The organism is Cryomorphaceae bacterium (assembly GCA_007695365.1).
In the GTDB taxonomy this organism is placed as follows: domain Bacteria; phylum Bacteroidota; class Bacteroidia; order Flavobacteriales_D; family SKUL01; genus SKUL01.
Genome location: REDV01000076.1, coordinates 19,179 through 39,273, shown reverse-complemented (window position 1 = coordinate 39,273; position 20,095 = coordinate 19,179). Strand labels below are relative to the sequence as shown.

Annotated in this window: 19 protein-coding genes and 1 other RNA gene; 6 read left to right on the top strand and 14 right to left on the bottom strand. The window is 49.6% G+C overall.

Annotated elements, in window-relative coordinates; translation table 11 throughout:
- Positions 1–242: 242 nt before the first annotated feature.
- The 4 genes from EA392_06305 to clpB all read right to left on the bottom strand — a co-directional run bounded on the left by EA392_06305 (position 243) and on the right by clpB (position 5,559).
- On the bottom strand, positions 243–1,277 hold the full coding sequence (locus EA392_06305) for an IS3 family transposase (protein TVR39553.1): 1,035 nt from the start codon (positions 1,275–1,277) through the stop codon (positions 243–245).
- Positions 1,274–1,693, bottom strand: a complete 420-nt coding sequence (locus EA392_06300; GenBank protein TVR39552.1) for a hypothetical protein — start codon at positions 1,691–1,693, stop codon at positions 1,274–1,276. Before EA392_06300 ends, EA392_06305 begins: the two co-directional genes overlap by 4 nt.
- Positions 1,694–2,095: 402 nt before the next feature.
- Positions 2,096–2,842 carry a CPBP family intramembrane metalloprotease gene (locus tag EA392_06295; GenBank protein TVR39551.1) on the bottom strand — a complete coding sequence of 249 codons (747 nt, stop codon included), beginning with the start codon at positions 2,840–2,842 and terminating at the stop codon, positions 2,096–2,098.
- A gap of 98 nt (positions 2,843–2,940) precedes the next feature.
- Entirely contained in the window at positions 2,941–5,559 is a 2,619-nt protein-coding gene (gene clpB / locus EA392_06290) for an ATP-dependent chaperone ClpB (GenBank protein ID TVR39550.1), read from the bottom strand.
- Positions 5,560–5,875: 316 nt separating this feature from the next.
- Between clpB and EA392_06285 the strand changes: the two genes are divergently transcribed.
- Complete coding sequence (locus EA392_06285; protein ID TVR39549.1) at positions 5,876–7,324, top strand: choice-of-anchor B family protein; 1,449 nt, start codon at positions 5,876–5,878, stop codon at positions 7,322–7,324.
- On the opposite strand, the gene EA392_06280 is transcribed toward EA392_06285, so the two are convergent.
- The 4 genes from EA392_06280 to EA392_06265 all read right to left on the bottom strand — a co-directional run bounded on the left by EA392_06280 (position 7,325) and on the right by EA392_06265 (position 10,492).
- A complete protein-coding gene (locus tag EA392_06280) occupies positions 7,325–8,098 on the bottom strand; it encodes a hypothetical protein (protein TVR39548.1) in 774 nt (257 codons plus the stop codon).
- Positions 8,099–8,116: 18 nt separating this feature from the next.
- Positions 8,117–9,295 (bottom strand): acetyl-CoA C-acyltransferase, encoded by a 1,179-nt coding sequence (locus EA392_06275; GenBank protein TVR39547.1) that lies wholly within the window; start codon positions 9,293–9,295, stop codon positions 8,117–8,119.
- Between the two features lie 7 nt (positions 9,296–9,302).
- Positions 9,303–9,800 (bottom strand): hypothetical protein, encoded by a 498-nt coding sequence (locus EA392_06270; GenBank protein TVR39546.1) that lies wholly within the window; start codon positions 9,798–9,800, stop codon positions 9,303–9,305.
- 71 nt (positions 9,801–9,871) lie between these two features.
- Entirely contained in the window at positions 9,872–10,492 is a 621-nt protein-coding gene (locus EA392_06265; GenBank protein ID TVR39545.1) for an SET domain-containing protein-lysine N-methyltransferase, read from the bottom strand.
- A gap of 246 nt (positions 10,493–10,738) precedes the next feature.
- On the opposite strand from EA392_06265, the gene EA392_06260 reads away from it, so the two are divergent.
- Positions 10,739–11,329: a hypothetical protein gene (locus EA392_06260; GenBank protein TVR39544.1), complete on the top strand. Its 591-nt coding sequence runs from the start codon at positions 10,739–10,741 to the stop codon at positions 11,327–11,329.
- A gap of 20 nt (positions 11,330–11,349) precedes the next feature.
- Positions 11,350–11,710: RNase P RNA component class A (gene rnpB / locus EA392_06255), an RNA gene on the top strand.
- Between the two features lie 25 nt (positions 11,711–11,735).
- Here the strand turns inward: rnpB and EA392_06250 are convergent.
- The 4 genes from EA392_06250 to EA392_06235 form a co-directional block, all read right to left on the bottom strand.
- Positions 11,736–12,368, bottom strand: a complete 633-nt coding sequence (locus EA392_06250) for a hypothetical protein (GenBank protein TVR39543.1) — start codon at positions 12,366–12,368, stop codon at positions 11,736–11,738.
- Positions 12,369–12,372: 4 nt separating this feature from the next.
- A complete protein-coding gene (locus EA392_06245; GenBank protein TVR39542.1) occupies positions 12,373–12,852 on the bottom strand; it encodes a nucleoside deaminase in 480 nt (159 codons plus the stop codon).
- 9 nt (positions 12,853–12,861) lie between these two features.
- Positions 12,862–14,901 carry a T9SS C-terminal target domain-containing protein gene (locus EA392_06240; GenBank protein ID TVR39541.1) on the bottom strand — a complete coding sequence of 680 codons (2,040 nt, stop codon included), beginning with the start codon at positions 14,899–14,901 and terminating at the stop codon, positions 12,862–12,864.
- Positions 14,902–15,015: 114 nt separating this feature from the next.
- Entirely contained in the window at positions 15,016–15,705 is a 690-nt protein-coding gene (locus tag EA392_06235; protein TVR39540.1) for a hypothetical protein, read from the bottom strand.
- A 196-nt stretch (positions 15,706–15,901) separates the two neighbouring features.
- Here EA392_06235 and EA392_06230 point away from each other — a divergent pair, with 196 nt between their 5' ends.
- The gene (locus EA392_06230) at positions 15,902–16,708 is read left to right on the top strand and encodes an alpha/beta fold hydrolase (protein ID TVR39539.1); all 807 of its coding nucleotides are present in this window, start codon (positions 15,902–15,904) and stop codon (positions 16,706–16,708) included.
- Here the strand turns inward: EA392_06230 and EA392_06225 are convergent.
- A complete protein-coding gene (locus EA392_06225; GenBank protein TVR39538.1) occupies positions 16,705–17,115 on the bottom strand; it encodes a hypothetical protein in 411 nt (136 codons plus the stop codon). The genes EA392_06230 and EA392_06225 overlap by 4 nt on opposite strands.
- An 85-nt stretch (positions 17,116–17,200) precedes the next feature.
- Here EA392_06225 and EA392_06220 point away from each other — a divergent pair, with 85 nt between their 5' ends.
- Complete coding sequence (locus EA392_06220) at positions 17,201–18,070, top strand: Na+-transporting NADH:ubiquinone oxidoreductase, subunit NqrB (protein TVR39537.1); 870 nt, start codon at positions 17,201–17,203, stop codon at positions 18,068–18,070.
- A complete protein-coding gene (locus tag EA392_06215; GenBank protein ID TVR39536.1) occupies positions 18,067–19,506 on the top strand; it encodes a DUF2330 domain-containing protein in 1,440 nt (479 codons plus the stop codon). The genes EA392_06220 and EA392_06215 overlap by 4 nt, the downstream gene beginning before the upstream one ends.
- A gap of 19 nt (positions 19,507–19,525) precedes the next feature.
- On the opposite strand, the gene EA392_06210 is transcribed toward EA392_06215, so the two are convergent.
- Entirely contained in the window at positions 19,526–20,095 is a 570-nt protein-coding gene (locus EA392_06210; protein ID TVR39535.1) for a type 1 periplasmic binding fold superfamily protein, read from the bottom strand.

Here is a 20,095-nt window from a genome sequence, read left to right as displayed (position 1 = left end):
ATGATATGCACGGCCGCCACCACAGCACCACCACCATTAACCCTGGCGCTACCACTTACATACTACAAATGGGCCACCTGCCCGCAGGGATGTATGTGCTGCGGTGTGTTACGGGTGGTGAAGTGGTTTGGAGTGGGAAGGTTTTGAAACAATAGAAGCATATGTGGAAAGATTTTAAAAGTTCGGATCAATCTCACGTCCTAAAATAAGTTGACACTTTTATAGCAAGTCTAAAGACAAGGTTAATAACTTTTGTTTGTGTTTTCATCTGCTATCACTTTTTTTGCTGTACAACGATCAAGCGGAAGGCAGCTCTGCTGAGGAGCAACTGCCCGAGGAATAATCGTTTGCCCGTAAGCGTTATTGCTTTCTAAAGGATGGTCTACACAGGCTGTCCTTTTTCTGTAAGTATAGGTTTTACCAATAACGCGAACGGCTTGATGCCTTGAAAAACCTAAGTCATGTATTTGTTCTGGTGTTTTATTACCCAGACTGTTATGAGGACGGTAGCTGTTATAAACAGAAATGATTTTCTTGATGGCATTCTTGCCCTGTTTAAGGTTTTCAAAGGCGGCATCATAAAGCCATTCTTCCTTCAGTATACCGTTTATCCTTTCCGCAATAGCATTTTGCTGAGGCGAGCCAGGCTTAGTCATACTAATGTCGATCTGATGCCTTTTAAGGATTTTAACGTATTGCTCGCTGCAATATTGAACACCTCGGTCAGAATGGTGAATCAGCTTACCGGTAATATCCTGATTGGCTCTCAGGGCCATTTTCAAAGCCGCTACAGCAGAACTGGCTCGAAGGTCTTTCGACAGGTGCCAGCCTACTATTTTCTGAGAGTACGCATCTGTGATAAGATAGAGGTAGTACACATGCCCTTGGCTCTTCACGTACGTAATATCAGCTACCCAGAGCTGGTTAGCATCAGTAAGTTCCATGTCCTGAATAAGATTATCATACTTGTGCAGCCAATGATGACTTTGTGTGGTGAAAAACTTCCGCTTGCGCCTACGTACCAGCATGCCGTTCTCACGTAGCAGGTCAAAGAGATGATCTCGGCCAACACGGATACCCATAGGCAGAAGCTCCTCATTTACAAGATCCTTGAGTTTTCTTGCTCCCCATCGGTGGGTACTGGCTCTGATCCTGATACGATTCACTGCCCCCAGTATAATTTCTTCTGTTGCAAGAGATTCTTCAGCAAAATTGAGGCGTTTGTAATAGGCTTGTCTTGTATTGCCAAACAGCCCACAAAGAGTTTTATAACTCATTTTGGGTTGTTCTTCTTTGAGTCTTTTGACTGTTTGGCTCCAGGCTTTTTTTCAAGATCGATACCGTATTGTTCACGCGCAATTTCCACCATAATCTGATATGCACGTCCTTTTAACTCCGCGTGTTCTAGTGCGGCCTGAAGACGCTTTATCTCAGCATAAAGCTTCTCTTTTTCAATATTATCGATTGGGGTGTTTTTTTCTTCTTTCTTACCCATGGAACGCAAGATAGGGATAGGATCGGTACCAACGGCTGAAGCCTTTAGTCCAGACATTATTCGCATCCACTTTAAGACCGTAGACTTTCCACCTATTTTGTAGCGCCTGCGGGCTTCTTCCTTAGTGACCCTGCCGCTAAGGACCTCAAGTACTACCTGACGTTTGAAGTGATCTTCATATCTTTTTGATTTATCCATCGTAATCCTGATTTAAGTTGACATTTTAACATCCTGTTTTGTCAACCTATTTCAGGACGTGACCAAAATTGAAACGGCGGCCCTTGTCCCCTCCACCGGAGGGGTGGCCCCGACAAACGCTGATCTGACGCGACCGTTATGTTGAGGGTCGGTGTTGGGGTGGGTTTCTTACTTTTGACCAAGTAAAAAACACACCCCTGGCCCTCTCGAGAGTGGAATGGGTGAGCCACCGGGAGCGGCGGGTTTCAACATACGAATTCATTTAAGGTACTATGTAAACTTCATTTCCGCGGACAGGATTTCGTCCGCGAGACGGAAATGTGATATTCTATCAATGTCATTCGCGCACCCTTCCCTCGCGAGGGAAGGGCCGGGGATGGGTTCACCCATCCAATCAACAACCTACCCAAATCCAATCATCACCAAATGGGTAACAATATGGGCCACCATGGCGCTTTCAAGGCCTTGTTTCCAGTAGAGATAGCCGAATACCACGCCGCCCGTCAGATTGCCGCAAAGAATATAGGCTATCAGCGCAGGGGTGGGAGCGTCCACCATCATCAGTAACGCAGGGAAGTGTCCAATGGCAAACAACAGAGCCGCCAACAGCACCGCCGTTATATGTACGCCGGTGATGGCGCGGGGTGCTATTTTGAGTCCAATCCACACAAAAAGAGTCATCAAGCCAAACCGCACCAGTATTTCTTCCGTAATACCTCCGTACAATAAGCGCGTAATGACGGCGGGTTGCACGGATTCGCTCAACGCCAAATAGGTCTGGGGCAAATAAGGCACAAAAAGCCATGTAACGAATGAAATGGACAAGCCAGCAATTATTCCGCCAGCAACCCCATGGACAAGGGGCTGAGAACTGAGTGTACGTTGTTCTAACTTCACAAGGTAGTCAAAATAGGGTGTAGTAAGCCGCGTGGGCCTTTGCAGCAGCGAGCCCAGAATTACTGAAAAAGCTAACAAGAGTGTGGGATTGATCAATATTAGCAGCTTGAGCTCGGTTTCGCTCAGACTGAAGTCATCGGGAAATAGCTCTGTTGGGAGCGGAAAAGAGCTGAACAACAGGGAGCAAACCCCGACAAATCCCACAAGGAAAATCAGCAGTCCTTTTTTGAGGGTGTAGCGGCGCGACGACATAGCGTTCCGATTTGGAGCCCAAGCTACGCAAAACGTCCCAATAAAAAGGGAGCTCCGAAATTTCGAAACTCCCTTTAGGATGTTTTATAACTGCGTACCTAGTTCATGCGCGTAATTTCCTCTTCGAGCGGTTTGCGGAAAACCATTTGCCCATCAAACACGTCGAGCACAATAGGAGCAGAGGTGTCCACATCACCGGCCAGCAGTTGCTTGCTGAGCGTATTGAGCACCTGCTTTTGAATCACCCGCTTAATGGGCCGAGCTCCAAACTGAGGGTCGAAGCCCACGCGCGAGAGGTAATCCAGCGCATCGGGAGCCACAATCAGCTCAATATTGCGTTCGTTGAGTTTCTCTTTGAGCTGTGCGAGCTGCAGTTGTACAATCTCGCGCACCTCGCTTTGCCCAAGCGGGTTGAACATCACCACCTCGTCAATGCGGTTCAGAAACTCCGGACGTACCGAGCGCTTCAGCTCCTCAAACACCTGGTTTTTGGTTCGCTCAATAACGTCTTCGCGGTTGCCCTCGTTCATCTCTTCAAAATTCTCCTGAATAATGTGCGAGCCCACGTTGGAGGTCATAATAATGATGGTGTTCTTAAAGTTCACTACGCGGCCTTTGTTGTCCGTCAGGCGGCCGTCGTCCAGCACCTGCAGCAGAATGTTGAACACATCCGGATGGGCCTTTTCAATTTCGTCCAGCAGCACCACTGAATAGGGCTTTCTGCGAACGGCCTCGGTGAGCTGACCGCCTTCGTCATAGCCTACGTATCCGGGAGGGGCACCCACCAGCCGACTCACAGCATGGCGCTCCTGGTATTCGCTCATATCAATACGGGTCATGGCGTTTTCGTCGTTAAAGAGGAATTCGCTCAGGGCCTTGGCCAGCTCGGTTTTTCCTACACCTGTCGTTCCCAGAAAGATAAAGGAGCCGAGGGGGCGCTTGTCGTCTTGTAATCCGGCGCGGCTTCGGCGAACGGCATCTGATACCGACACCACAGCCTCTTCCTGACCCACCACGCGTTTGTGAAGTTCATCTTCCAGTCGCAGCAGCTTTTCGCGGTCGCTTTCCAGCATTTTCTGCACGGGAATACCCGTCCATTTGGCTACGACTTCGGCGATTTCGTCCACATCTACTTCCTCCTTAATGAGCTTCATGTTTTTCTGCTCCTCCATCAATTGCGCCTTAAACGACTCGAGGCGTTCTTCGGCTTCCTTGATGCGCCCGTAGCGGATTTCAGCTACCAGTCCCAAATTGCCGTCGCGCTCTGCCTGTTCGGCTTCAAACTTCAGTTGTTCAATATCTTCCTTGGCCTGTTGAATGCCATCAACGAGCGATTTTTCTGCTTCCCATTTTGCTTTGAGGTCGCTGCGACGATCACTCAGGTTGGCCAGTTCTTCCTGAATTCGCTGCAGCTTATCTTCATCTTTCTCGCGCTTAATGGCTTCGCGCTCAATTTCGAGCTGCATAATGCGACGCTCAATTTCGTCAAGCTCTTCGGGTTTGGAATTGATTTCCATGCGCAGGCGTGAAGCTGCCTCGTCCACAAGATCAATGGCTTTATCGGGTAGAAACCGATCGGTTATATAGCGCTGCGAAAGCTCTACGGCCTGGATAACAGCGGCGTCTTTGATGCGCACCTTGTGGTGGTTTTCGTATTTTTCCTTGATTCCGCGCAGGATGGAAATGGCGTCTTCTCGGTTGGGCTCGTCAATCAGCACCTTTTGAAAACGACGCTCCAGGGCTTTGTCTTTTTCAAAGTATTTCTGGTATTCGTTGAGGGTGGTAGCTCCCACGGCGCGCAGCTCTCCACGGGCCAGGGCGGGTTTCAGAATATTGGCCGCATCCATAGCGCCCTCGCCGCCGCCGGCTCCCACCAGGGTGTGGATTTCGTCAATAAAGAGAATAATCTGACCGTCGGCACCGATAACCTCTTTCACCACGGCTTTGAGGCGCTCTTCAAATTCGCCTTTGTACTTGGCACCGGCTATCAGGGCGCCCATATCGAGCGAGTAAATCACTTTTGACTGAAGGTTTTCGGGTACATCGCCATTGATGATACGGTGTGCAATACCCTCGGCGATGGCGGTTTTACCCACGCCTGGTTCTCCAATCAGGATGGGGTTGTTCTTGGTGCGGCGGGTAAGTATCTGAAGTACCCGTCGAATTTCTTCATCGCGACCAATCACGGGATCGAGCTTCCCGTCGCGTGCCAGTTGATTGAGGTTTTTGGCGTACTTACCCAATGCGTTGTAGGTTTCTTCCTGACTGGCGGATGTTACTTTTTCGCCTTTGCGCAACTCGCGAATGGCTGCTTCGAGATCCTTTTTGTTCATGCCGCTGTCGCGAAGCAACTGACCGCAAGCTTCGCCCGATTCAACCAGGCTCAGCAGCAAGTGCTCTACCGAAACGTACTCGTCGCCAAAACCCTTGAGGTAGGAGAGGGCCTTTTGTAGCACTTGGCCAGCCTTGGGCGACCACTGCAAATCAGCGCCACTAACCCTGGGGTAGGACTCTATTATTTTGTCGAGCGCCCTTTGCATCACATCACTGTTGATGTTCAGCTTCTTGAACAGGTGAGGAACCACGTTTTCATCTGCCCGCAACACGCCCTTCAGAAGGTGTGCCGGCTCTACCGTTTTGTGCCCGTGCTCCAGTGCAATCGTTTGCGCGTTTTGAACGGCCTGTTGCGATTTAATGGTGAACTTATTAAAATCCATTACTTGTATTTTTAAGTCTGTTTCTAAGCTTTCGCACCATGTATCAATATTCCGACCAAGGCTTTTTTTAGGTGTGAAGTAAATGTTTAGGTAGTGGTGTTTAAAAACATAAATAACAGGCTTTAAGCGTCTATGTATAAGGTTTGTCTATCGAAGTGATGTGTGTCGCTATGGCATAGAAACGAAGATTTTGCATGTCGTTTTGGCAGAATGGTGCTGCGCCCTGCTTTCATTCCCAGCAGTGGTTGTTTAGCTGTATGGGCAAGGGTGGTTCAAGTAAATATTGCCGTACCTTTGCTCTGCTAAACCTGCTCAAATGAAGAAAATATCTACCCTGTTATGCGTTTCCTGGCTTATAGCCTTTCTGACTTCAGACTTCAATGCCACGGCGCAACCATGCGAAGACGGTCTCTCGGATGGGAATCTCTGTCTGAACGTGAACCAGTACAAGTTTTTTCCGTCGGCAGACATTGGTGGAGGAATCATAAACGACAACTGGGGATGGGTGAGTCCCGAAACCGGTCGGGAGTACGCTATTCAGGGGCGTTCAAACGGCACATCCTTTTTTGATGTAACAGATCCTGTGAATGCTGTGTATCTGGGCAATTTACCAACGCATGACTTTGAAATCCTTTGGAGAGACATCAAAGTGTACAACAACTATGCTTTTGTAGTGGCAGAATCTTCAGCGCACGGCATGCAAGTGTTTGATTTGATGCAGCTCGACAATGTTCAGAATCCTCCGGTTCAGTTTGAGGAGTCGGCGCATTACCCGGGTTTTGGCAACGCTCACAATGTGGCCATCAACGAAGAAACGGGCTATGCCTATGCGGTGGGGAGCAACACCTACGCCGGCGGATTACACTTTGTAAACATTCAGGACCCGCTCAACCCGCTACCGGCTGGCGGATTTGAAGAAGACGGCTACACCCATGATGTGCAGGTGGTTGTTTATCAAGGGCCGGATGCGGATTACTTCGGAAGTGAAATTGCCTTTGCCTCCAATGAGAATACCGTTACGATTGTGGATGTTACGAACAAGGATAACCCTCAAATGCTGGCGCGTGAAACATATGAAGGGTATGCTTACACGCACCAGGGATGGCTTACCGAGGATCACCGCTATTTTCTTGTGAATGACGAACTGGACGAAGCCAATTTTGGCCATAACACGCGCACCTATGTGTGGAATGTTGAAATGCTCGAAGCGCCCTATCTGGTGGGCTTTTTTGAAAGCAGCATCCCCTCCATTGATCACAACCTGTACATCAAGGGGCAGCATTGCTACCAGGCCAACTACACCGGGGGATTGAGGGTTTTACGTCTCAATAGCCTGGAGCCCATAGATATTGAGGAAGTTGCGTACTACGATATCATCCCGGAGCACAACAACGTGCAATTTACCGGCTCGTGGAATGCCTATCCGTTTCTCCCCAGTGGCACCATCATTTTAAGTAACATGACCATTGGAATGCATATTCTGCAACCTGATTATGAGGTGGTCACCTCCATTGAGGAAGATCAGGAATCCCAACTCCCGAGGTTGGTGGTGTATCCCAATCCCGCGCGCGATGTAGTGTGGGTGCGGGGAGTGGCAGAGGATGCGGAACATCTGGCGCTCTTTAACCTCGCGGGCCAGATGGTTTGGCAGCAGGAGGCAAGGCGCTCGCACGAAAGCGATTACGAAATTCCTGTTTCAGGCTTGCCGGGCGGAATGTACCTGTTGCGCGCGGGGTCTCAAAGCGCCCGAATCATTATTCAGTAATCAAAAAAACCTTCGGATGCCGCACAATCGGTGGGTGATGTTGCCCTCGGTTTCGTGCACAATGCCCTCGTTGTTGATGGCTTCCACCTTCACGCGCGAGGAAGCGTGAATAATCCTGTCGGGCCGCAGCAGCATGCCTACGTGAGTTACTTTGTTTTTGTCGTTGGCAAAGAAGACGAGATCCCCCGGCTGCGAGTCGGCAAGGGTTTGCACAACTTGTCCGGCTTCAATTTGCTGGCTGGCATCCCTCGGGATACTCACACCGGCAGCGCGCATCAGCAGTTGGGTAAAACCCGAACAATCAATACCAAAGGTGGAGCGACCTCCCCACAGGTAGGGTGTGTTGAGTAATCGCAGCGAGTAGTTGGGTAGTTCTTTCGGGTCTATCGGCCCTGTTGTGAGGCTCTGAAGCACACCAAATGACCGGTTTCCAATCTGAATGCCTGAGCCTTGTTGGGAAACCGGCAGCACAGCCCCGGCGCCCAACGGAATCAGGCTTTCATCCTCTGCCTGAATGTAGTTGAAGGTATCGAGCAAAATCCGGCCCGACCGCGATGCGTTGCAGGTTTCCTGGGAACAAGGGTGGTGCTGACCGCGGTCTATCCAGCACTCGTACTGATCGTGCAGGCAGCGCACGCGTATCCATTTTTCCTGTTCTTCAAGCACTTCGTAGCCTTCGCCAAACAGGAGCTGGGTGACCATTTCCGAGCGGTCGTTGTTATCCGACCGCCCGGGTATGGCTGCAAGTAAATTGATTCCGTATTGGGCCGTCATGGCTTGTGGCCTATAACCCTAAAGGTTTTCTATCACCATGGCAGACGCTCCTCCGCCGCCGTTGCAGATTCCTGCTCCGCCGAGTTTTCCGCCGTTTTGCTTCAATACATTGATTAGGGTAACGATGATGCGCGCACCGGAGCATCCCAGCGGGTGTCCAAGGGCTACAGCACCTCCGTTTACATCTACTTTTTCGGGGTTGAGGCCAAGCTCGGCAATGTTGGCGAGTCCAACCACGGCAAAGGCCTGGTTGAGTTCCCAGAAGTCAATGTCAGAAACAGAAAGTCCGGCTTTGTTCAAGGCCCGTGGGATGGCTTGAGCGGGAGCAGTGGTAAACCACTCGGGAGCTTGTGCGGCATCCGCATGGCTCACCACCCTGGCGATGGGCTTCAGCCCGAGGGCTTCGGCTTTCTCTTTGCTCATCAATACAAGGGCAGCAGCACCGTCGTTGAGGGTAGAGGCATTGGCCGCAGTTACGGTTCCGTCTTTCTGAAAAACCGGACGCAACTGAGGAATTTTGTCCATTTTCACGTTTTTGTACTCCTCGTCTTCGCTCACTACAATGGCGTCTCCACGGCGCTGCGGTACTTCAACGGGTACCACTTCATCCTTGAACTTGCCGGTTTGCCACGCGGCGGCGGCACGGTTGTACGACTCAATGGCGAATGCGTCTTGTGCCTCGCGGGAGATGTTCTTTTCAGAAGCGCATAATTCAGCGCAATTTCCCATGTGCTGTGCGTTGTACACGTCGGTCAGGCCATCCAGTACCATACCATCCACGAGTTTGGCATCTCCCAAACGGAATCCATTGCGTGAGTTGGGCAGGTAGTGAGGCACCATGCTCATGTTTTCCATTCCACCGGCCACGGCGCAGTCAATGTCGCCCAGGGCGATGGCCTGTGCAGCCAGTGCGATGGATTTCATACCCGAAGCACACACCTTGTTTACGGTAGTACAGGGCACGTTGTCGCCCAAACCGGCAAATTTAGCTGCCTGACGGGCGGGTGCTTGTCCCAGTCCGGCCTGTAGCACGGAGCCCATAAAAACTTCGTTTACCTCTTTTGCATCAATTCCTGCACGTTCTACCGCAGCTTTAATCGCCACAGCACCAAGACGGGGAGCAGGAACGGTTGATAAAACGCCGCCAAAACTCCCCATGGGGGTGCGCACGGCCGATAGGATATAAACTTCTTTCATTGCGTATCTATTTGGTGATTGTATGAGTATCTGTTGTTCCGCTTTTATTCACGGTTAGTCCGTTCATCTCGAAGGTTTTTACCATGTTTTCGTAGGCGCAGTCACCCGTGTACTTGCTGTCGAGCGTGATATTGGTAATCCGGTATTCAAGCAGGGTGTCCGACTCGAAAAGCAGCGCGTAGTTATAACGCGGGTAAAAGAGTGAGTCATTGGTAAATGGATGGTCGTTGCTCAGGCGAATGGTGCTTGGGCTTCGGTAAAAGTTACCATAAATGAACACGGTGTCGTGCGGCCAGTCAAAATCTGCTTCTTCCACCCGGAAATAGCGCACCATGTAAAGACTGTTGAGCTCATCCTCGGAAAAGCCGTCCACTTCGGAGGTGTCGAGCTTCAGGAAAATAGCGTTAATCAGGTCAATATCCGGCGCATCGCAAATCTCTGTGCACGATGGAAGTGAGAGCATCCCCAACACAACAAATCCTATGGCGATTACAGCATTTTTCAAGGTGCACAAAGGTAATAAAATTGAGGGCTAAGCAATGACTGATGGGCGGTGTACAAAGCACAAAAGTGGATTTAGGGCTTCACTTTGCGCACCCTTCCATTTTCCGGTGATTCAGGAAAATAGCACCGAAGGATGGAATCCATGGTTTCCTGCCCACCGGCAATACGCTCAATTTTTTGCCAAAGTGCATCGTTAATGAGATGGCGCATTACCTGGGGTACCCTGGTTACATGGGGCATCACTTTCATAAGTTTTTTGTCCCACACTTCATGAAAGGTGAGGATGTCGTCGGGGTACACTGTTTTGCGCCTCGCCCCCTCATCGGCTGCCTTGAAGGGTGCAGAAATATTCAGATAACCATAGTCGTCGGTAAGCTCTTCGCCTGCTTCAATGTCGCGAATGGCAATTTCGAAGTTGTAGGGCGTGGTGAAGCAGTTGGAGCGAAAACTGTGGTTTACAAACCTGCCGTGGTCCCAGCAAAGCACGTAGTTGCCATGGCCGTTTCTGAAGCAATAGGTTTCGGCGAGTTGCCTGTGAAACGGGTCCATTTGCCGGAGTTCGTAATTTGTAAACTCGCGGTCAAAAGCATCCTGAACCCAGGTAATGGTTCCTTTGGGAAGGCGTTTTTTAGCGAACACGCCGTAGCCCATGTCGTCGTTGATGAACCTTAGTTCGGTGTCAGGGTGAATCATAGATTAAGGGAAGATTGGTTGGATTGAAATACCCATTGGCATGCCCGGCTGAAGCATGAGAGAAGCTGCCATCGGAGAGCTGAAAGAGCCCGCGTCCATATCCGGTATTTTCATACGAAATTATGCAAAATCTGTACTCGCGAATAGATTTGATGAAAATTTATGCCTGCTGAAATAGTGTGTGTTAGCATGAGTTTTCGCGCAAAGTAAAGGCATGTGTGTACCTTTGCCGGAAATCATGGAGCTATGGCGCAATTTCAAATAGGAGACAGGGTAACTTTTTTGAACGACGTGGGCGGTGGAATCATTCGCTCCATTGAGGCCGGTGAAGCCATGGTAGAAACCGAAGATGGTTTTGATATTCCTTATCCGCTCGACCAGCTCGTGGCTGTGAGCAGCAGGGAAGAGTTGGACAAGGCATACAAAATGGGTGAGGACGTGGTGGATGGATTTGTAGAGAAGCGCATCATGAGCAATGAAGATGCGCAAAAGGAAAAAGAGTTTGAACGTAAATTCCGCCACCTGAAGCCGATGAAACCTAAAAAGGAGGATGTGGTGGAAGTGGATTTGCACATTCATCAACTGGTGGATGACGAAAAAGGGCTGGAGCCTTATCAGATTATTGATATCCAGATGCGCCACTTTGAAAGAATGATGGAAACGGCCATTCGCGACCGACGTGACAAGGTGGTATTCATTCACGGAAAAGGGCAGGGGGTGTTGAAAAATGAAATCAGGAAGGCGCTGGAATTTTACCCGCAGTGTTCGTTTTACGACGCTCCTTTTCACACCTATGGTTATGAGGGAGCTACGGAGGTAAAGATTCATCATCGCTAGCGGATATTCCGTACCTTTGCAGTGCAAACCGCTTCATCGCTCTCCTCCCAACATTGTTGGCGGGGAGGGAGGAAAGTCCGGGCAGCACAGAGCGCCTCACCCCGTGAAAACGGGGGTGCCGGTGAGGCAACGATCCGGTAACAGAAAGTGCCACAGAAACGATACCGTCCCGAAATGCTTCGGGATAAGGGTGAAAACGCGAGGTAAGAGCTCACGTCGCGGTGGGGTAACCTGCCGGGAGGGTAAACCTTGAGGGCTGTAAGACCATGTAAACCCGGGATTGAGGGCTGCTCGTCCGATCCGGGAGGGTAGGTCGCTTAGATAAATGATGAAGGTCTTCTTCGGGAGATACAGAACCCGGCTTACAGGTTTGCTATCTGAAGGCCTCTGCCAAAAACAGGGGCCTTCACCATTCTTGTGTTTCAAGGATTTGACGCCAGTTCTCCGGTCCCTGGTTTTCGACAATTTCGCCATCCTGATCAAAACGTGTGAAGTACAACAAGCTGTCGTTTTCATACCACGCTTCAAAAACAACCCGCCAGTTTTCAAATTCGTAATGTGCTCCGTGCAGCAAGTCGTGTTTGTAATAGGTGCGGCTTAGGGTATTGCCCTCTTCATCGTATACAACATACCCCCCGTGAAGTTTATCTCGCTCATACTTACATTCAACTTCAACCTTGCCATTGGTGTGAAACCACATAGATGTGCCGTGTCTTTGATCCAATTCGTACACTATGCTGGCCAGTTTTTCTCCCGTTGTGTCGTAAACCATGACCCGTCCGTGCCACGTATCCGCCATTACGGGCCCGTCCATATGTACCAAACCGTTGTCATGGTAGTAGGTACAGTGACAAATGTGCGAAAAACCATCACAACGAATAACAGCACGTAGAATTTCACCTTCATACTCGTAATGGATTTCTTCCTTGAGTTCCATGTACAACTCTATTCCTTTTTTCACAACTACCACCTGCCAACAACCTGTGCATAAAAAAGCCAAAGGCAACACAAGTAATTTGCGCAAGGGCTTCATCACCATGCTGCTAATAAGGTGTTTTGTCGGGTTTGTTTATCCAGTCTTTGAAAACTTCCAGAGCTGCGTGGGTTCGGATTTGTTCAAAGGGAATTTTTCTTTCAGCCGGTTCCAGGTTGATTTCGCGGTAAATCAGTTCATCGTCAAAACCGGCCTCTGCGGCGTCGAGCCTTGAACAGGCGTAGTACACTTTTTCAGGGCGTGCCCAGTAAATAGCGCCCAGACACATGGGGCATGGCTCACATGAGGTGTAGAGTACACAGCGGTCCAGCTGAAAGGTACCGAGCTTGTGGCAAGCCTCACGGATGGCCACAACCTCGGCATGTGCGGTAGGATCGTTGGTAGATGTTACTGAGTTGTGTCCCCGTCCTACCACTTGGTTATCTTTAACCACAATGGCGCCGAAAGGACCACCGGCGTTGGCCGACATGCCTTTGCGGGCGAGGTCAATGGCTTGTTGCATCCAGTATTCATGGCGGGAATCATTCATACAACAAATTTACATTGCAATCAGCTTGAGGCGTTGGGTAAGATTTCCGCGGCTGTCTTCAACCAGCAGGAAATAGGTCCCGGGAGCTGAATGACGCATTCGAATGCTGAGCAATCCTCCTTGCGATTCAACAACCACAGGAAGTTCAGCACCGTGCATGTTCACCAGTCGGTACTGCAGGTTGTGCTCTACACCGCTGTGCTCCACGTACCACTGCCCAGTGGAAGGGTTGGGGAAAACGCTCCAAGGTTCAGCCCGGAACTCAACCGCAGCTTCGCCGATTAATTGGTTGTTTCCGTTGTAATCTCGTTGGTAAAGCCTGTAATAGTTCCAGCCGGTAGGTGGGTTCATGTGCAGGTGGTTGTAAACTGATTGGGAGGTGGAGTTTCCTGCGCCTTTTACCTCTGCGATGTTGGAAAAGTGGATTCCGTCGGTACTCGTTTTCAGGGTGTACACATCATTGTTGATTTCTGAAGCGGTTTCCCAACGCAAAAGTACGTCGTTACCCTGGGGCTTTCCATCAAAGTGAATCAGTTCAACGGGCAGCGGTGTGCAGCTCACTTCGGCTGTTCCGCCAAAAACCAGCGGAACAGAGGTAATCGCAGAGCTGTAGTTGGAAAAACACACCACAAACTGATCGCCTGCATTTACATTCAGGCTGGGTTCAAAGTTTCCGGCATTTCCTCCCGGTGGAGGTGGTATGCCAACTCCGGTGTAGGAGTCACAAGGGAAATTCCAATTACACCTTACGGGGGGAAGTGTGTTATTCAGGATTTGCGTACAGGCATTGCCGTCATAGGGCCACATTATCCAGTCGTAACAGTTGTTTCCAACCTGGTTTCCAAATGAAAACTCCAATACTCCGCCGGTTTGAATGTTGATCACCATCCAGGTACTGTTTAACTCACCCGCTAGTAAGCAACCAGCATTTGCACTTGCTGGATTGGTGCACGGATTAGAAGTGCAGCAGGTGCAAATCTCATTGATGTTTCCAAAACCGTTAGGGTCTACAGTGAAATTCAAGTCCGTACACACATTGATTGCATTTACACAATCTCCGGCAGTTACCGGGCCTCCGTCGTTGCCGGTTGGGCAGTCCGAAATCCCCGAACAGGCACCTCCATTCAGGGCATTATCAAAGGCCTCGGTGGCGCAGAATGCGTCCCATGTTACACTACAACAAAATGGATCAGCGTTGCACACAGCAGTTTGGCATGGTCCGTTTTCGCAGCCCGGTGAGCCATTTCCAACCGATAAGCAGCAAGGTCCGGATCCACCGCCACCACCGCTGCCCGGACAATCACTCACGCCGGCGCAAGGGCCATTGGCGTTTGCATTATCCACTGCCATCCCTGCGCATATACCATCCCAGGTATTGTTGCAGCAAAAAGGATCCAGGTTGCAAATGGCGGTCTGACAGGCTGCATTATCGCACCCCGGTGACCCATTGCCACCCGCCTGACAGCAGGGGCCACTGCCACCTCCGCCACCACTACCGCCCGGGCAATCGGTTACACCCGCGCAGACACCGCCCAGGTTGGCATTATCAATCGCTGCTCCGGCACAAAGGGCATCCCAGGAAGAGTTACAGCAAAACCCATCCAGATTACAAATGGCTGTTTGACACCCAAAATCTAGACAACCGGTACCTGCGTGAGCACTGCAACATGGGCCGCTTCGGCTACCTGTGTGCAGATCCGTGTTCATGCCTGGCCGGTCGCAATAGCGCATGTTGAGCGGGGTAAGCAGCTGGCCGGCGTAAGGCTCAATCTGCAAACATTTATGGCTTAAGCCAAGTGCTTGTGTAAGGCTCGATATATGTTCCTCGGTTGGCTCGAAACCTTCCGTTAGCAGCAGAGCATTTCTGGTGGTAAGCGTTGTTCGGTGTATGAATGCTCCCGGTGCTGAGCCCAACGCGGAGTCTAATTGAACCTGCTGTACTTCGTCATAAGAGCCTGTGATGACAAAACGCGTTAGATAACTGTTTTGCGCGGAAAGCTGCACGGAAACAAAGAGACAATAAAGGAAAATAACCCAGAAATGAAGCATTGTTGGTTGGTTAGCGGCAACAAGGTACTGATTTTGGGTGGTAATTGCAATGGTAACACGAAAAAGGCACCCCTTTACCTGGGTGCCTTTTCATTTCTTTTCAAACTGCAAGAACTATTTGTTCAATAGCTCACGCTGGGCTTTGAGCGACTCACGCACAGATTTGAGCTGCATATCTACATTTTGCAATTCCTGCTTCAATTCCTGCTGGGTTTTCTTTTCGGATGCAATATCATCGTTGATCTTGTCGTAACCTTTCTTGGTCTTATCCAGCCCTTTCTCGGATTTCTTGATTTCCTTTTCTTTTTTGTCGAGGTTCATATCGCGAATGGTGGCATTGAGGCGCTTCACTTCTTCCTCCTTGGCATTGATCTGATTCATCTCTGCCAGTTTTTTGTCTTCGGCCTGTTGGATTTTCACTTCAATCTTCTTGATTTCGGCGTGCATCTTGGCTATGTCTTTGTCGTGTTTCGACACAGATTTACTCAGTTTTTTACTGTCCTTTTCGAGCGATTTAATCTGCTTTTGCATGGCGCTCAAATCAAAGCCCGCAATTTCGGAGCGTTTGTTGGACAGCTCAGTTGTTTGGTCTCTCTGGTCTTTTTGATAGTCTGAAAGCTCTTTTTCAAGCTTCTTAACCTTATCTTCAGACTTCTCAATGTCCTTACGGATTTTTGCAGCCTGTTTTTCAAAAGATGATTCCTGCTTTTCCAGCTCCTTGATTTTCTCCTGAATGATTTCGCTCTGCCCAAAAGCTACAAGAGTGAAAATTGAGAATGCGGCACTTAGAATGACGGTTTTCATGTTCTCTATGTTTAGTTTTTCTTGATGTATCATCAAATATCTCAATTTCCTGCCGCCGTATATGGCATAACTTTAAAAAATATGAACCGCGCGGGTTTAATATCTGTTTGCACTAAAATCAGAACCGCTGATAAGGACAGCCAAAACTTGGTTTCATCATTGCCCGCGCCAATCTGAAAGCGTAATTTCAACCGCTGTGAAAATGTTCTGGGAAATACTCTGGGTGGTGCTCGTTCTTTACGGATTGGTGATCACGGTGTATTTCCTTTTCCAGGAGCAGTTTATCTTCATTCCAGTGCACAGCGCCAACCAGGGCGGTTACAAGCTGGCATCCATTTACGAGGAAGTAACCCTTGAGACACCTTACAATGGCTCCATTCACGGATTGTATATCAGAAGTAGGGAGGCCAAAGGTGTGATTTTGTACCTCCACGGCAATACGGGCAACCTTGGCAGATGGGCCGTTTCAGCAGAGGAGCTCACCAGTTATGGTTTTGATGTGCTGGCTATTGACTACCGCGGCTACGGCAAAAGCAAGGGACGACGATCGGAAAAAGCCATGCATCTCGATGTGGAGGAGGTGTACCAATACCTATTGAAGTTTTACCCCGATAAGGACATCGTGATTTACGGCCGCTCGCTCGGTTCGGGTTTTGCAGTTCGGCTTGCAACGCGTCACCCACAATCCAAACTTGTGCTCGAAACTCCCTTTTTCAGTTTGCTCGAAATGGCCGAGCAACAAGCTCCTTACATTCCCATTGGATTTTTGTTGCGCTTTACCCTGCGAAGTGATGAAGTCATAGAAAAGTTAAAGAACCCGCTTATTGTTTTTCACGGCACCAGAGATAGGGTAGTGCCCTACAAGTCGGGGCTTAAACTATACGAAAAAGCCACCTCCCCGAACAAGTTGATGGTAACCATCCCCAGAGGAAGGCACAACGATTTGGGCAAGTACGCGCTGTTCAGAGAAAAAATGCGCGAGTTTCTGGATGCAAAATTCTAGTCCTCGCGATTACAGCTTTCAATTTTAGCCACTTCAATGCCATTCAACTCAACCTTGAAGTCACTGCTTTTGATTTGATCGGAAGTGAATTTATCGCTGATAAGATACACCCCATTGAGTTTGCCCTTTCGTGTGCGTTTGGCAGGCACACAATAGTCCAACTCGCCGGTTTCGCGCAGAAGGCCTTCGTAGTAAAAGTCAACCGACAACTTGTAGTCAATGGCGTGTTCATTTTCATTCCTTACCATCAGCAGGATGGCAGGAACGCGCTCGCCGGCTTCATTGCGGGCTTCAGCCCACTTGTAGCCAAAGGTCACTCCTTCGGTTTTCTTGTAAATCTCGTATCCGGTGTTGCATCCTTGTGCAGACAATATCAAAAAAAGTACAACGGCTATCAGGGTTCTCATGGGCTATGAATTGAGCTACGAATGTACAGCTATTCAAATTTTCTGAGCGCCAATTAAACTTTTTTCACGGTGCTTTGAACGTTCTATGCGATGGCGTGTACAGGACTGCAAAACGCAGTTTATGGTACGCAACTTTTTTTATTCTTTCAAAGACCCGCGCGTGTTGCAAATCAGCATTCTTGGGTGCTTACTGGTCTATGGGCTTCTTGCACTCAACTGGTCTGCAGAGCTTTGGCGGTGGGCAGCCTTTGCCATTCCGGCATTACTTACCCAATGGTTGGGCAATACATTAACAGGTGCCCGCGGATACAAAAGTGCGTGGATTACCATTTTGGGATTGTGCCTGCTTCTGTACGCCTCTTCGTGGTGGGTAGCAGCGCTGTGTGCCATTCTCTCAATCGGGGTGAAATTTGTGATTCGCGCCGATGGCAAGCATTTCTTTAATCCGTCCAACTTCGGAATTGTGGCCGTGATACTGCTTACGGGAGAGGCCTGGATTTCACCCGGGCAGTGGGGTAGCGGCGCCTTTTGGATTTTTGCCATCGGAGGTGCAGCCATGCTTACCACCATTAAGGTAAAACGGCTCAGTACGGCCATTGCGTTCATTGCCACCCTTTTTCTACTTGAAACCATTCGAACGGTTTTCTTCCTCGGCTGGGGGGTGGATGTGTTGGTGCATCAGTTTGGGAGTGGAGCCATTCTGCTCTTCACCTTCTTTATGATTACCGACCCGGTTACGACCCCGCGGCACCAAACAGCTCGAACCATCTGGGCGGCCGGGGTGGCGGTTTTGGCATTTTTACTCACCCACTGGGTGTATTTGTACACAGCACCCATCTATGCACTCGTCTTGTTGTCGCCACTTACACCCCTTGTTAACCGGTGGTTTCCGGCCGATAGATTTCAATGGAAAACAACGCACATACAAATTAAACCTCAAACACTTATATCATGAAAAACCTCATTTTTTGTCTGCTGGGATGGCTGGTGCTGTCGCCACAGACCACCGATGCCTTCTGCGGGTTTTACGTAGCCCGGGCCGATGTGAAACTTGTCAACCACCAGTCGGAAGTGATTCTGGTCAGAGATGGCCGGCGAACAGTTATTACCATGAGTAGCGACTTTCAGGGCGATGTGAAGGATTTTGCCATGGTGGTACCCGTGCCCGTTGTACTCGGGGAGCAGGACATTCGCATTGCCAATCAGCTGCTTTTTGACCGGCTCGAAGCCTATTCAGGTCCGCGAATCGTAGAGTACTTCGACCAAAACCCTTGCTATCCGGAGCCTTATTACAGAGCGCTTCCTTCCATGAGTATGAGCAGGGCCGAAGCATTGGATATGTTTGTAAAAGAGGATGCCGAAGAACTCGGTGTTACCATCGAAGCGAGCTACACCATCGGCGAGTACGACATTTTGATCTTATCTGCGAAAGAGTCAACAGGTCTCAAAACCTGGTTGGTGCAAAACGGTTATCAGATACCTAAACAAGCCGAAGAAGTGCTCGATCCTTATATCCGCAATAATCTGAAATTCTTTGTGGTGAAGGTGAATCTTCAGGAAATGGAAGCCTTGGGTTTCCAGAGCCTGAGGCCCATCCAGATGCAGTTTGAAAGCGATCGCTTTATGCTTCCCTTGCGCCTCGGCATGGCCAATGCAGAGCATGCGCAGGACATGATTGTGTATGCTTTTACCCGCAGTGGACGCATTGAAGCCACCAACTACCGAACAGTAAAAGTGCCCACCAACCGTGATATACCCTTGTTTGTGCAGCAGGATTTCGGGCGCTTTTACAAAGATGTTTTCGATAGGGCCTATGAACGCGAACAGCGTAAAGCTGTTTTTCTGGAATACGCGTGGGACGTCAGTCCCAGAACCAATATGAAGTGCGACCCCTGTGTAACCGATCCTCCTGTGTTAGCTGATTTTAAAGATGCCGGTGCCGATTGGGTAAGCGGATACGGCCCCGATAGCGATGTGTTCTTTACTCGCCTCCGGGTTCGCTATACGCGCGATAAATTTCCGCAAGACCTGCTTTTTCAGGTTACACCCAACCGCGAGAATTTTCAGGCGCGCTACGTTACGCGTCACCCGGCCAAGGGCGATTTAAGCTGTGCCGAAGGGGGCCGGTACATCAATGACCTCGCCAGGCGTCGCCAGAAGGAGGTAGATGAACTGGCATCGCTCGCCGGATGGCGCAGCGCCGATTACAACAACTACATCTACGAGTTTATGCCGCAGGAATGGATACCCAACTTCCGCGAGCGTAGAAACGAGGTGTTGCCACTTTGGTTGATTGAAAAATTCCCGTCAGTAGCTCACTGGCTATTGGCAATAGCATCAATAATCGGGATTTTGGCCATCGGAGTATTCACCAAAAGGTTAATGAATTGAGCGACTTGAGTATTGTTGCTTATTGGATGGTAGCCTGAAAGGTCACATCAGCATCTGTACCGCCTCCGGCGTTGGTCATATCACCACTGGCCACGTTGGGGGCGGTCTTGTCAGGAAAGTGCTTCAACACAACCCTGAATTCGCCCATTCCTGCAAGGCCTGTTTCTACTTCATTTACCAATCCAATGGGGTATCCGTTGTTGTCCTCGTCCTGATAGGTAACCGTGATATCAAGCTCACTATCAACCAGGAAAAAGAACTGGTGGTCATCTTCTTCATCCTGAATTTCAGGCGTTACATTGATTGCGGGATCTTCCAGTTCATTATAGAGGGTAATCAACAGGGTGTAATTTCGGTTGGCCAGCAGTGGCTGCACGGAAATTACGGGTGGATTTCCCCCATCACCGTCAGGGTCGGAGTACATCCACTCCACATTTTCACCCCCTTCGTTGTCAAAAAAAGTGAGTTTAACTGAGGTAATCACTGCATGCTCTGAGGGAGGAGGGGGCGTGAAAATCACTTCGTCCTCTTTTTTGCAGGAAGTCAACAGCAGTAAAGCCAGCAGAGTGAAAAAAATCTGATTGTTCAT